General features: G+C 37.8%; 12 protein-coding genes. 7 read left to right on the top strand and 5 right to left on the bottom strand.

Annotated elements, in window-relative coordinates; translation table 11 throughout:
* The first annotated feature begins 8 nt into the window (after positions 1-8).
* The 7 genes from OGZ34_RS02080 to OGZ34_RS02050 all read left to right on the top strand — a co-directional run bounded on the left by OGZ34_RS02080 (position 9) and on the right by OGZ34_RS02050 (position 8,394).
* Positions 9-821 (top strand): hypothetical protein, encoded by an 813-nt coding sequence (locus OGZ34_RS02080; protein WP_173967201.1) that lies wholly within the window; start codon positions 9-11, stop codon positions 819-821.
* A 49-nt stretch (positions 822-870) separates the two neighbouring features.
* Complete coding sequence (locus tag OGZ34_RS02075) at positions 871-2,097, top strand: hypothetical protein (RefSeq protein ID WP_173967202.1); 1,227 nt, start codon at positions 871-873, stop codon at positions 2,095-2,097.
* A gap of 7 nt (positions 2,098-2,104) precedes the next feature.
* Positions 2,105-3,019, top strand: a complete 915-nt coding sequence (locus tag OGZ34_RS02070) for a glycosyltransferase family 2 protein (protein ID WP_263361986.1) — start codon at positions 2,105-2,107, stop codon at positions 3,017-3,019.
* Positions 3,020-3,028: 9 nt separating this feature from the next.
* The gene (locus OGZ34_RS02065) at positions 3,029-4,228 is read left to right on the top strand and encodes a phenylacetate--CoA ligase family protein (RefSeq protein WP_263361985.1); all 1,200 of its coding nucleotides are present in this window, start codon (positions 3,029-3,031) and stop codon (positions 4,226-4,228) included.
* Positions 4,229-4,485: 257 nt separating this feature from the next.
* Entirely contained in the window at positions 4,486-6,315 is a 1,830-nt protein-coding gene (locus tag OGZ34_RS02060) for a hypothetical protein (RefSeq protein ID WP_263361984.1), read from the top strand.
* Positions 6,316-6,343: 28 nt separating this feature from the next.
* The gene (locus OGZ34_RS02055; RefSeq protein ID WP_263361983.1) at positions 6,344-6,757 is read left to right on the top strand and encodes a DUF1842 domain-containing protein; all 414 of its coding nucleotides are present in this window, start codon (positions 6,344-6,346) and stop codon (positions 6,755-6,757) included.
* 167 nt (positions 6,758-6,924) lie between these two features.
* On the top strand, positions 6,925-8,394 hold the full coding sequence (locus tag OGZ34_RS02050; protein ID WP_263361982.1) for a hypothetical protein: 1,470 nt from the start codon (positions 6,925-6,927) through the stop codon (positions 8,392-8,394).
* A gap of 110 nt (positions 8,395-8,504) precedes the next feature.
* Here the strand turns inward: OGZ34_RS02050 and OGZ34_RS02045 are convergent, their stop codons facing one another.
* The 5 genes from OGZ34_RS02045 to OGZ34_RS02025 all read right to left on the bottom strand — a co-directional run bounded on the left by OGZ34_RS02045 (position 8,505) and on the right by OGZ34_RS02025 (position 13,510).
* Positions 8,505-9,164, bottom strand: a complete 660-nt coding sequence (locus tag OGZ34_RS02045; protein WP_263361981.1) for a SanA/YdcF family protein — start codon at positions 9,162-9,164, stop codon at positions 8,505-8,507.
* Between the two features lie 144 nt (positions 9,165-9,308).
* Positions 9,309-11,336, bottom strand: a complete 2,028-nt coding sequence (locus tag OGZ34_RS02040) for a M3 family metallopeptidase (protein WP_263361980.1) — start codon at positions 11,334-11,336, stop codon at positions 9,309-9,311.
* 154 nt (positions 11,337-11,490) lie between these two features.
* Positions 11,491-11,973: a 5-(carboxyamino)imidazole ribonucleotide mutase gene (gene purE / locus OGZ34_RS02035; protein WP_173967210.1), complete on the bottom strand. Its 483-nt coding sequence runs from the start codon at positions 11,971-11,973 to the stop codon at positions 11,491-11,493.
* Positions 11,974-12,045: 72 nt separating this feature from the next.
* Positions 12,046-12,264 (bottom strand): hypothetical protein, encoded by a 219-nt coding sequence (locus OGZ34_RS02030; protein WP_263361979.1) that lies wholly within the window; start codon positions 12,262-12,264, stop codon positions 12,046-12,048.
* A 97-nt stretch (positions 12,265-12,361) separates the two neighbouring features.
* Complete coding sequence (locus OGZ34_RS02025) at positions 12,362-13,510, bottom strand: 5-(carboxyamino)imidazole ribonucleotide synthase (RefSeq protein ID WP_263361978.1); 1,149 nt, start codon at positions 13,508-13,510, stop codon at positions 12,362-12,364.
* Positions 13,511-13,529: the final 19 nt, after the last annotated feature.

The raw sequence follows: 13,529 nt of genomic DNA, 5'->3' as shown, positions 1-13,529 counted from the left end.
AAAGAGTTATGGCTAGTTTAAGTTCAATTATTCTTCCGGTTCTTGAAGGGATGGAGGAATCACATTTAAAAGATCAATTATTAAAATTTCTGCCAAATCAGGAGGAATCATTTTCAAAAATTGAAAAAAGTTTTAATCAGTTGACTTCTAAAGTTCAGGATAAAGATCGTTTACAGCGTTTTTTTCATAGTTGGAGCCAAACCAATAACAGTGCAATGACAGTTGCCGGAATCAGCAACCGTATGACAATGCTGGTCCATAAAAATCAACCTATTGGAGATGAAAAAGCATTATTACAGTCTATCACCAGTTTAAATAGAATTGTCGATGAAGATCTGGCAGTTGTGGGCAGAATTTTACATTCACAAATGTTTTACACCATGGCAACTACAATTTGTACTGATGATGATTGGCTTTCACGCCGCTATTTAAATCAAAGTGCCAGTGATTTTAAAAAATGGAAAGATCAAAATTCATTGCGAAATAAAGACATCATGATCGCTTTGCTGACCACTTTGATACATGAAATTTATACGCATGGAGAAGTAGAATTGATATTACCAAAATTCCAATCCTGGCTCATTAATGCTTATGGTTACACCGAAGAAGAATGCGATAAAACACTGGCCTGGATAAGCGTTCATTGTGGACCAACGGAGAAAAATCATTTCTTTTTTGCGGTTAGTTCCATTTTTCACTATGCTAAGGCAATGAATATCAATCTTGAATCGTATGATCTTGAAGTAATTGTTAACGACTATTTAGCTAAAAAATCAGCTGTTATGGTAGATCTTTTGGAGGTTGAAGAATTGAGTTTTTAAATCCACATACCAAAACTACTTATTACAAAAAAATAAACTTCAACGCCGTATGTCAAAAATTAAGCTGCAACGAAATCAAGCTGATAAACAGGAAAAATGGAATCAGTTGTTTTTTGAATATTTTCAAAAGGGTAACATTTTACACAGAGATTCTTTTGCCAATTCCTCGGTAGTCCTTCATCCGGAGTACAATGGAGAAATGGATCGCTTGTGCGCTGTTTTAAGCAAAGCCTCTAAAGCAATTGTTTTAAATTATTTTGAAGACAGTCGAATTCGGAACTATTATCAACTGGATAATGACCTTGAAGGTATATTGAAAAAAAGTAATAGCCAGACCTATAATCAGGGCTTTTATCGCCCTGATTTTTTATATGATACAAACGATCAGCCTAAGATTTGTGAAATAGGGGCACGATATCCGCTAAACGGCTGGATGATTAGTTATTATTCACAATTGATACACAATCGCACCAATTCGCATAATGAAAAAGTGCATATCAGCGGTACCGATTTAGAAAATCTTATCGACGATCTTTCCCATCGGTTTGCTCCCCATCGAAAAGTAGCGCTCATTCACGATGATGAAAAAGGCAGCGATATTTTTAATGCTCAAAGAGAATTAGCAAAATTAGATATTGAGCTAATTTCTGCAAAACCTCAGGACCTCATCATTTCAAATAATTTAATATCGGTAAACGGAGTAGCGGTTTCGCAATTTATACTGGAAATGGATCGGGAAGAACTAAAAAAAATCAGTCCCGACGTACTGGATAAATTAATCGAAGAAAATAGTTACTTCAATGATATTCGGACCTTAATCTTAATTCATGACAAAAGAGTTCTGGCCGTAATGTATGATGCTCAGATCATGCAGGATTATTTGAGTGAGGAAGACTATAGCTTTTTGAGAAATTATCTCATCCCGAGTTTTGTTATTACGGATCCTGCGGACTGTGATGCTTTTACAGATACAGAGCAAAACCTGATTTTAAAACTAAATAGCGGCGGAAGAGGAATTGGGGCTTACGTAAAAAGTGATTGTACCAACGAAAACTGGAATAGGATTGTCCGAGAAAATTGGGACAAATACCTGATTCAGCATTTTGTGGATCAGAAAGAGTTTAACGATACCGAAAACAATCGCCAGATCTATTTAGTTGGGATGTTGCTGTGTAAAGACGACAAAACTTACGGGTCCGGCATATTTAGGGGATCTGACGAATCGGTTGTGAATGTACATCAGGGGAGAGCCTTAATTTATCCAATAGCTCAGTAGTAAAAGTATGAAACATACAGTTGTTATACCGCTTTACAATAAAGAGGCGTATGTCTATGATACGATTCGTTCTCTGGCTTTTCAGGATAAAAAAGCAGCACAAGTCGTCATAATCGATGATTTTAGTACGGACCAGAGTCTTGCCAATCTCAAAGAGGCACTCTCCTTTTTTGCGCCACAATTTCTACAAACAAAGGTTCAAATTATTGAATTAAAAGAGAACAAAGGTCCCGGAAACGCAAGAAATATGGGAATCGAATTGGCAACAGGAGACCTGATTAGTTTTTTGGATGCCGATGATTGTTATGTGTCTTCCTGTTTACGCGATGTCAGTACGATTATGGAGAAGGAGAATATAGATGTTTTGGTTCTTGGAATTTTACTTGTTCCGTCTAATTATTATATGCCAAACATTAAATCCTTTGAAAAAGAATTGATTTCCCTTTCGAATGATTTGTTTATAATGCCTGATCCCTTGCACACCGTTAGTTCTCCCGATTTTATTATGGGTGTTGGGAGCAATGTGGTAGTTCGGAAAAACCGGCTGAGGAATATCCGTTACGAGGTTGATGTTTCTTTAAATGAAGGAATCGATTTTTGGTATCGCGTTTTAAAAAATACGCCTGCATCATCACGGGTCGGTTTATTGAATAAAACTTGTATCGAAGTACGGGAGGTTGACGGCAGTTTGTCCCGGATTCGTTATTTGACCTGGAAAGAATTAGAGATTCCCGTTTCAATACTACGATATCGGGAAAGTACCAATCGATACGATCAGCAATTAATGGGAATGTTGTCCCAAAGATGGTTGTCCCACGCTATGAAACGATTACCCTCCTTGAAGGAAAAAGGCTTGTTTCTCTTTCATCATTGCAGACTCTTGATTAAGAACAGCTACTATTTAAAAACACGAAGTAAATAAAAACACCTCATGATGTCCCCAGTTTGTATTCCTGCCAAAATTGATCACGCTGTATTTCAAAATTATTTTGAATTGGTGAAACAGAATCCTTTATACATCGAATTCTACAAAGGAAATGACTTTGCAGCAGGAGCCCCTATGTTAAGTAAAAAAGAGTTAACGCCAATTTTAAATACAAATTTTAAACTTCAGGATGAAAAAACGGGGGTATATCTGGTACGCTCAGGCGGAAGCACTCAAAAGCCTTTGGTATTTCCAGTCGATATACAGGAAAATCACAATCAGCGTCTTGCACTGGCATCTGAACTCACCAAGAACAACTTTTTTACGCCTGAAACAATTGCCCTGAACATTTTTGGTTATTCTGATATGTACCGTACAGCGGCCATTATGGATGACATTTTAGAAAAATGCCAGGCAACTACTTTAGCCTTAAGTGCACATGCCAGTTATGAAGATATGGAGCAGGCGGCCCATCATTTTAAACCAAATTTTATATTGGGAACTCCTTCAAAACTATTATGTTTTGCTCAGTATTTAAAAGAGAACAACAGAAAAACAGAGATCGAAAATTTATTTTATGCAGGGGAGTTTTTAAGACCTAACACACAAAAGTTTTTACAAAAAACGCTCGGTTTTCAACAAGTTTATTCCATGTATGGCTCTGCCGAAACCGGAATTTGGGCCTGGTCGCATTGTACTAAAACCCCCTCTTTATTTTCGGTTATTAATGGTGTTATTGTTGAAATTATAAATCCAGATGAAAACGGATACGGCACACTTGCGATTACCAATACCTTCCGCAAAAGATTTCCGGTTTTCAGATATGCAATTGGCGACTTAGGCCGATGGGTGGAGCTGGAGGGGAAGTCTTTTCTCGAACTGAAATCCAGAGAAACCAAATCATTTATAGTTTGTGAGCAGCATTACGATTTAGACGAATTTCTTTTATTGACAAGTGAGACCGATGCATTTCAGATTCAACTGTCTACGAATGCCTCTTTTAAGGAAGTAGTTCGGATGTTAATGGTGCAAAATGTTTCGGAAGATAAAAGACAGGATTTTATCAGTGAAAAATGTGCAGCATTAAAAAAACTACTCAACTACGAGGAATGGGGTATGGAAGTTGAGGTTCTGCTGGTTAACGCAGCAGATTTGTACATCGATCCCAATACAACTAAAACACCTGTACTCTTAGATTTGAGATGATTTTTTAGGAATCACTTTCTTTCATTGGCTTTCAAAAAACAGTTCTATTCCATTGATTACTTGCTTTATGGATAAAAAAACCAGTCTCATGACATTTTTTTATTTAAGACTTGATAAGCATTGTAATTTTATTCGGCAAAATAAAAAATGATGATTTTAAAAGGCTATTTGTAACACAATCAGTAAGATACAATCTCCGATAAAAAAATCTGAATAAAGCAAAGAATAAAAAATAACAACCCCAAAAACTAATTACCATGAAAGATTTATCCTCTTCCACGTCAACCTGCGTGGATCCGATCCCAGATTCGAGATACCCAGTTTTGGAGCCTTTTTCTGGCCAGAAACCCCGACTTCCACAATTTTGGAAATGTACCTGTGTACTTCACCCTTTTAGCCCCCCACAAAGTAACAGCACCCCTGCGGACCTAGCGAGTCCATTTTTTGAAATTTGTACAGCCACTGTTTATTACGCAGAAGGGCTTGGATTAAATGCTCTGCTGGTAGGCAGTTCCGGAAGAAGATGGTGGTACAGAGTTACCCCAACTCAAACGGAAGTATCTACAGATGGAACTCGTTATACTCCTATAAATCTGGGCTGGAGAATTCCAACTACAGATTGGTTTGGAAACGCAACCGATAAAGCTAAATGTTCAGGAACCAGTTACCTAAACTGGATGAAAGCACAGAAAGTAGACTGGTGGAAAATTCCGGTGGGCAATAGCAACCCGTCACCTGCTACCTGGATGTGGTTTGATCATGGTACTAATTTTCCGGTACGTCTTATGTTCGGGCAAGGGCCTGTTGCAAGGCCTGGTCTGGGAGATGTTAATCAGCTGGCACTTTTTCAAATGTTTTCGTTCACCTATTTTTCCAATTTTGACCGCTTACCAAGCAATCCGTTAAACAACCCTTTGGTGCCTCCGGCAGTAGAAGGTTTCTCTTTTGGTAACCCGAACCGATACAACCTGTTTACCTGGAATACTAATTTTGGAATGAGCGTTTTTATGACACCGGTCAACTCAGCATTCAATCCGCTGCCTACAAGAGTTTTATACAATTGGAGAGATGCGTCACAATATAAGGTTTCATCAGATAGAAGTCAGAGTACACTGATGAAATATACGTACAATACCACGAACCCCTTTACTGCCCAGCAAGCCCTTCTTACAGGACCTACCCCGGCAGGAATAACACCACCGCCAAACAGTGGTAACGGTTTCTTAATTAATTATGTTGGAGACAAAATAACAGAAGCTATTGGTTTTGCAAGGTTTCCATTTCCGCAGCAGCCGCCAAACTGGGTTCAGATTCCGGCAGTAAAAGGCAGTATTCAGGCAACCATTATCAGTAATCCTGTACTTTGTCCGGGTAATAGAGTGACAGTTGTAGGAGTATTATTTCCGCCTTCAGGGAATAACTACCCAGATTCTACCTATCTGTGGACCTGGTACAGCCCCTTAGATCGAACCGGAAACAGCAGCCGTCCGATAACCTTTATGCAATCACAATCAGGTGTAGGTTTAGGAACCAGTCTTGCACTGGCAGATTACTTTGATTATGAAGAATTCAGAACGCCAATTCCGCCTTGCAATTTTGCAGTGCCGCCAGTCGATTTTACAGTAAAAGCAAAACCTGTTTCAGGTACAGACTCCTATCCATGGCTTAACACAGGTGTTCGACTGAATGAGAAGAGAGTGGCCACCATCAAATATGTGGATGGTTTGTGGACGGCAAATCCAAATATCAACAACGGCCAGTTATACAATTCAGCCGGAAACCCAACTTTTATTGAAGCCAAACCCGGATATGCACTTCCAGGTAAAAACGAAGGTGCACTTATAGGTAAAGTAGGAGACACCGTTTTCTTAATCGGACTGGGAGCAAGCACGCCACCGGGTGTTGTGGGAACATTGGAATTATGCATCAACGATGATTTGAAAGGAAAGTATGGCGCCGGTCTGACAGACAATAAAGGAGAGGTAAATGTGAAAATAAGCGTTGAAGCTCCCGGAACAAAAATAAAGTTGAATAAAAGTGGAGCAGAACCCACTAAAAAAAACGAGGCGGTCTCTGAAAAGCCATAAGAGTAAGAAAAATCTAAATCAAAAAGTTATGTCAAATTTATTAGCAGGTGCTTATTTAGCAAAAGGCACAATCGGAAATGTTGGAACACCAGGTGCTCCAGTTGCATCATTTAGTTTAGTTGTTGTACCGTCACAACATTCAGTTACAGGTACAGTAGTAATTACTCAGGCGGTAGCCGGTCCTGACAGCCATATCGTGGTTCAGGTAAAAGGTAAAATTTACCCAACAGGATTTGGTGAAGTGACTCAGGTAGTGAGTTTACAAGGACAATATGTTCAGTCTTTCCCTCCTCCGGCAATTGGAGCTTTTTTAGCTGATTTCGATGCTCATTTAGCTATCGATAACGCTTGGAACGGAACAGGTGGATTCTCTTACTATGAGCACACTGTTACAAAAGCTCCGGTAAAAGCAGCAAAGAATCTGAAAGAGGAATTGGCTTAGGAATAAAATTTTCCCCAAACAATTCTATACAGGAATATTGAAAATCTGCAAAAAAAATTCCTGTCCTAACTAGATATAAGAGATCGCCTGCCTTAGGCGATCTTTTTTATTCCTTCAAAAGAGCTGCTTTTTTGAATAACCATACAAACCAAAAACAAAACAAAACAATGAAAAAAAAACAGATTATTATTGCCCTGCTGCTTGTTGCAATCGCAGCCAGTCTTGGGTTGTTTTTCTACTACAAGAACAACGACAAAGCGATGGATGGAGTTTATTCTACTAATGCAGCGCCTGATTCTTGTGAGTGTGAGACCAGCTGGTTTCCTCACGAGCAAACTCCTGCGCCAAAAGAAGGTGACGGCAGTCCATTTGATTCAGACAATACTACCAATTGTGATTTTCACCAATGGTCCTGGCAGAAATTTTTGTGGCTAACCAAGCCGTTGCCAAGCGGGAATCCTTTTTTCATAGATTCATTGGATATTGTAAGTCCGTTTATGGAGGATGTTGCACCAGAGCTGGGAATAAAACTAACCTTGAGTTCCATTAATCAGGCAGGTTTCAAAGGGGTACTGCTTTCTAATCCTAAATTTAATAAGGTTGCGGACACAGTTTATTATTCGATTCACGTGAATAAACTGCTCAAAGACAAAGCCATTTCGGCTGCCTCTTTAATCAACAATGGAAAATTGCCAGTTTCAAATTCAGAGATCTTTCCGGTTGGGGCTTTAGAACTAAAAGTCTCCTGGATCAGTATCGATGCCATTGTTAAAGAACAGCAAAAAGATTACTTTACAACTACTGCGGCCGTTAAAAACAGCAAAGGACAATACGTTAAAAAAACGATGGCACTGTTAGGGATGCATGTGGTTGGAATTGTAAAAAATCATCCTGAGTTTATTTGGGCCACTTTTGAACATAAGGATATGGCACCTGTTTACGATAAGAAAAACAATTTGGTAACCTCAGCAACTGAAAAGTTGTTTTATGAAAAAGGTACCGAAAAAGATATCAACGGCATCCGATGGTTACGAGGGGCCACTTCGCCGGTTCTTCCTAACAAAGCATTTATTCTTTATGAATATGGAGTGCCTAAGGATTTAAACACAGGCGACTTTATGGCAACAAGTCAAAAAGAGCCTGCTAATTTTAATAATATTGAGAATATCAATAAATGTGTGGACTCTAAATTGAAAGATGTTTTTAGAAATTATTTTTACAATGGCTCTGTATGGCTGGATTTTGACGGAGTTTCTCCTGAAGATCAGGTGAAAACACTTGTAACAAAAAATATTTCAAGCGCAATTCCGGGTGCATTAGCCAGAGGTTCTGTAAATCTGGCGAACATTACGATGGAAACATACACGCAAACTTTTCAGGATGATATACATAAGATTAATAGTGGTACTTTGGTAAGTTGTTTTTATTGTCATCAGGCTTCAAACAGTGACAAAACACGACCTGGCAAATCACCTTTGTTTTTAAGTCATTTGTTTGCCGATTATTTACAATTTACAAAACCGGCAGGCACTGCTAAGAATGCGAATGTTCTGGGTATCTCACGCGAGAGACGTATTCAGGAGATCGATGCAGCGAAAATGGATCAGCTTGAAGAATTTATTAAAGCTACGAAGTAATAGCTGATTTTTTAGTAAAAAAAGAGGAGGTTTCACCATTGTGAAATTTCCTCTTTTTGCTTTTAAGGGGTTAAAAATCAGAGGTACTGAAAAAGGAAACGTTGGTCTCCCTATCTTTTATCTTCCTTAGAATAATTGGAAACCCTGTTTATGTCAATTGGATTTCCTAAAAAACGCGGTTCACGATTTCTCATAAGATCAAAAAAAGCTTTGAAAATAGAACCGTATTCCCGAAAAGTCACGTATTTATAACCCAGATACTCTCCTTTATTAGCAGAAAAACCAACCGATTTTATGCCAAGTTTTACGCCGATATAAATAGCCCGGTTCAAATGATATTTCTGCGAAACGAGAGTAGCACTTTTTACCTTGAAAATATGTTTAGCACGATACATGGTCGAGTACGTATCGAAACCAGCATAATCGACGTAGATTTTAGTTGTATCAACTCCGTGTTTGTAACAGTAATTTTTCATCACTTTTAGCTCATCATATTCATCACGGCCATTATCACCGGAAAGTAAAATCTTCTCTATTTTGTGTGTTTGGTACAATAGGATCCCGGCGTCCAGACGGTCTTTTAGATATTTGCTTGGCTGATCTCCATTGATTCCGGCCCCGAAAATAATTCCCACCTCATTTTTTGGAAGAGGAGTTGTAGTAGAATAAATCAAATCATCAGTGGATGATTTTACATATAGATTCACAGAAACGATTACAATAACCCCAAGGATAGAAAGGTAAATTAGGTTTTTGAGAAGTTTTTTCACTTTGAATTTCTAAGATTAAGGTTAAAAGAATTGTGAAGATAAGTAAATTTATCTTTGGTGTTTGTGTTCGGATCGAATCAAAAAAACCGAAGTATTCCTACCTCGGTTTTAAGTATATTCTATACTCTAATAAGTCTAATACTCTTAAAGTAATCCTGCTCTTTTCAATAAAGCTTCGGGTTTTGGTTCCTGACCTCTAAAACGTTTGTATAAAATCATAGGATGTTCTGTTCCTCCTTTTGAAAGTACATTGTCTTTGAATTTTGTTGCGACTTCATGATTGAAGATACCGTTTTCCTGAAAATATTCAAAAGCATCTGCATCCAAAACCTCAGCCCATTTGTAGCTGTAGTATCCAGAAGAATATCCACCCTGAAAAATATGTGAAAAAGCAGTACTCATTGCATTTTCTTTTACATCAGGATACAATTGTGTGTTGGCAAATTGTTCTGTTTCGAAAGTTTTTAAATCGGTGATGTTTGTTGGGTCTTGTCCGTGCCATGCCATATCCAGTAATCCAAAACTTAGTTGACGTAAAGTCGCAAGACCTTCCTGAAAACTGGCACTTTCTTTTATTTTCTGAACATATTCAATTGGGATAATTTCCCCTGTTTCGTAATGATTCGCAAACAAAGCCAAAGCTTCCGGCTCGTAACACCAGTTTTCCATTATCTGACTTGGTAATTCTACAAAATCCCAAAACACCGAAGTACCGGATAAACTTGGATAAGTTGTGTTGGCTAACATTCCGTGTAAACCATGACCAAATTCATGGAATAAAGTAGTAACTTCATTAAAAGTCAATAACGAAGGTTTTGTTTCTGTAGGTTTTGTAAAGTTACAAACGTTTGAAATATGGGGTCTTTCGTTTACACCTTCTTTTATAGATTGTGATTTGAAAGAGGTCATCCACGCACCATTTCTTTTTCCTTTTCTTGGGAAAAAATCCGCATAGAAAATCGAAACTAAATTGTTATCTGCATCGGTTACTTCGTATGTTGTAACTTCTTCATGATACTTGTCGATATCAAAAACTTCGGTAAACGTTAATCCGTATAATTTTTTGGCAACAGTAAAAGCTCCGTTTAAAACTTTTTCTAATTGGAAATAAGGTTTCAGTTTTTCATCATCTAAATTAAAAAGCTGCTGTTTTAATTTTTCAGAATAGTAAGCACCATCCCATTTTTCTAACTGCTCGATTCCATCCAGCTCTTTAGCGAAAGTAGTTAATTCAGCAAATTCTTTTTGAGCTGCCGGTTTGGCTTTTGCCAGTAAATCGTTGAGAAAAGAGAAAACTCTTTCCGGACTCTCGGCCATTCTTTCCTCGAGAACAAAATGTGCATGGGTTTTATAACCCAACAAATTGGCTCTTTCATAACGAAGTTTGGCGATTTTCAGGACATTTTCCTGATTGTCAAATTCGTTATTTTGGAAAGCTTTTGCTCCAAAGGCAATTGCCATTTTTTTACGTAACTCGCGATTGTCGGCATAGGTCAAAAACGGAATATAACTAGGATGATCTAAGGTGAAGATCCAGCCTTCCTTTTCCTGACTTTTGGCTAATAATCTTGCGGCTTCGATAGTTCCTTCCGGTAAACCTGCCAGATCTTTTTCATTTGTTAAATGCAATTCGAAAGCATTGGTCTCGGCCAAAACATTTTCGCCAAATTGCAAACTTAGTTTTGACAGTTCTTTATCGATTTCGCGTAAGCTTTCTTTTTTGTCCTCAGGTAAGTTGGCTCCGTTTCTTGAAAAACTTTTATATTTTTTATCTAAAAGTGTAGTTTGCTCCGGATTTAAATTCAGCTTTTCTTTTTGATCATAAACAGTTTTAATTTTAGCAAATAATGCCGCATTTAAGGTAATGTCGTTTCCGAATTCTGAAAGCAAAGGAGAAACTTCCTGCGCAATTTTTTGCATCTCATCACTTGTTTCTGCCGAATTCAAATTGAAGAAAATACTGGAAAGACGATCCAGGACATCACCTGTAAAATCCATCGCTACCACTGTGTTTTCAAAAGTGGGCGCCTCCGGATTGTTTACGATCGCATCAATTTCAGCTTTAGCCAAAGCAATTCCTTCGTTAAAAGCAGGAACATAATCTTCGATTTTAATTTGTGAAAAGGGTGCTGTATTGTGTTTGGTGTCGAAATGTTGTGTTAAGATGCTCATTTTTTTAGTTTTCAGTCTCAGTCTCAGTAAGCAGTGCAAACTAAGACTAAAGAGTTTATTTTTTTTGAGTATTCAATTTTCAGTCGCAGTTCTCAGTCTCAGTTTTCAGTGCTCACTGAGACTGAGACTGAAAACTGAAAACTGCGACTGCAAACTATTTAAGACTTTCAGCTGCTTTATTAACTGCAGCTTTTAATTCTTCTTTATAGGAAATAATAGTATCAAGCACTTTTTTATCGTGGCTTCCAATGATTTGTGCCGCTAAAATTCCGGCATTCTTGGCTCCGTTTAAAGCTACTGTCGCGACAGGAACTCCGCCAGGCATTTGAAGAATCGATAAAACCGAATCCCAACCGTCAATAGAGTTACTTGACTTCACTGGAACTCCAATTACGGGAAGTGGCGACATTGAAGCAACCATTCCAGGTAAGTGTGCAGCTCCTCCAGCCCCGGCAATAATTACCGAAATACCGCGAGTGTGTGCATTTTTACTGAAATCGAATAGTTTTTCCGGCGTTCGGTGTGCTGAAACGATGTCTACTTCAACTTCAATATTAAATTGTTTTAATATGTCGATGGCATCCTGCATGACCGGCATGTCAGAGATACTTCCCATGATGATGGCTACTTTACTCATGTGTTTTTTTGTTTTATATTTTATGTTTCAAGTTTCAGGTCGATTAAAACTGAAATTTAGAAGTTATTTTGTTTAGGACTGTTTTAGGGTTTTAAAAATTAAAAATATAATTCCAAGACCTAATACAATTAAGAACAATGTTATAAATAAGAATCCAATAAAATATTTGATTCTCTCTCCAACATATTCATTTTTATCAGTAAACTTTTCAACGTAATTTTTAGTTAAATTTTGGGTTTTACCTGCCTTTGAAGCATTATTTAATAAATCAAGAAGATCAAGAAATCCCATTTGTAATATTTTTGATTCAAGTTTTTGTAAACTGTTGACTGTGACTGAAAACTACTTGTTCTGTTTCAGTTTTCAGACTGTTGACTGAAAACGGAGACTAATTACTAATCACTCTAATGGTATTCTTAACGTTTTCGGCAATTCTTCTGGCTTCAGACATGTCTTCATTTACAATTGTTACGTGACCCATTTTTCGGAAAGGACGTGTTTCTTTTTTACCGTAAATATGTGGGGTAACACCGTTCCATCCCAGGATAGTTTCGATGTTTTCATAAACAACATCTCCCGAATAACCTTCTGCGCCCACTAAATTAACCATAATTCCGGCAACTTTACTATCGGTATTTCCTAGTGGAAGATCTAGAATAGCACGCAAGTGATTTTCGAATTGTGAGGTGTAGCTGGCTTCAATGGAGTAATGCCCTGAATTGTGCGGACGTGGAGCAACTTCATTTACTAAAACTTCATCGTCGTTAGTTTGAAACATTTCGACTGCCAAGAGGCCAACATGATTGAACTTTTCCGAAACATTTAAAGCGATAGCTCTGGCTTTTTCGGCTACTTTCTCATCAATTCTGGCTGGACAGATTACATATTCAACCTGATTGGCTTCCGGGTGAAACTCCATTTCAACAACCGGATATGTTTTAATTTCTCCTGATGGATTTCGGCATACGATAACCGCTAATTCGTTTTTAAACGGAATCATCGTTTCAGTAATACATTCTACATTTGGAAGATGGTCTAAGTCAGAAGTCTGACGAATTATTTTTACACCATTTCCGTCGTAACCAAATTCAGTGCATTTCCACACGAATGGTAATTTCAGTTCTTGGATTTTAGCTTTTAGATTTTCTAAATTTTCAAATCGCTCAAAGGGTGCTGTTGGGATATTGTGATCTGCGTAGAATTGTTTCTGAATCCCTTTGTTTTGAATCCCTTTTAAGGTTTTTGGAGATGGATAGATTTTTAAACCTTCATTCTCTAACTGTGTCAGGGCTTCAAGATTGACCAATTCGATTTCAAAAGTCAGAACATCAACTTGCTTTCCAAAATTATAAACTGTTTCATAATCCATTAAATCACCTTGAAAGAATTTATTGCAGGCAATTTTACTGGGAGCCTCATCACTTGGATCGAGGACATAAGTTTGGATGTCAAATTTTCGGGTGTCGAACAAAAGCATTTTGCCTAATTGTCCGCCGCCTAATATTCCTAATTTAAAATCAGAAGAAAAATAATTCATTGTAGTTGTGTTTTTGCAA

Origin of the sequence: Flavobacterium collinsii, from assembly GCF_946903285.1 — a bacterium.
Taxonomy (GTDB): Bacteria; Bacteroidota; Bacteroidia; order Flavobacteriales; family Flavobacteriaceae; genus Flavobacterium; species Flavobacterium collinsii.
Note: the sequence above shows the minus strand (reverse complement) of the source record. Positions and strands in the feature narration are given on the sequence as shown.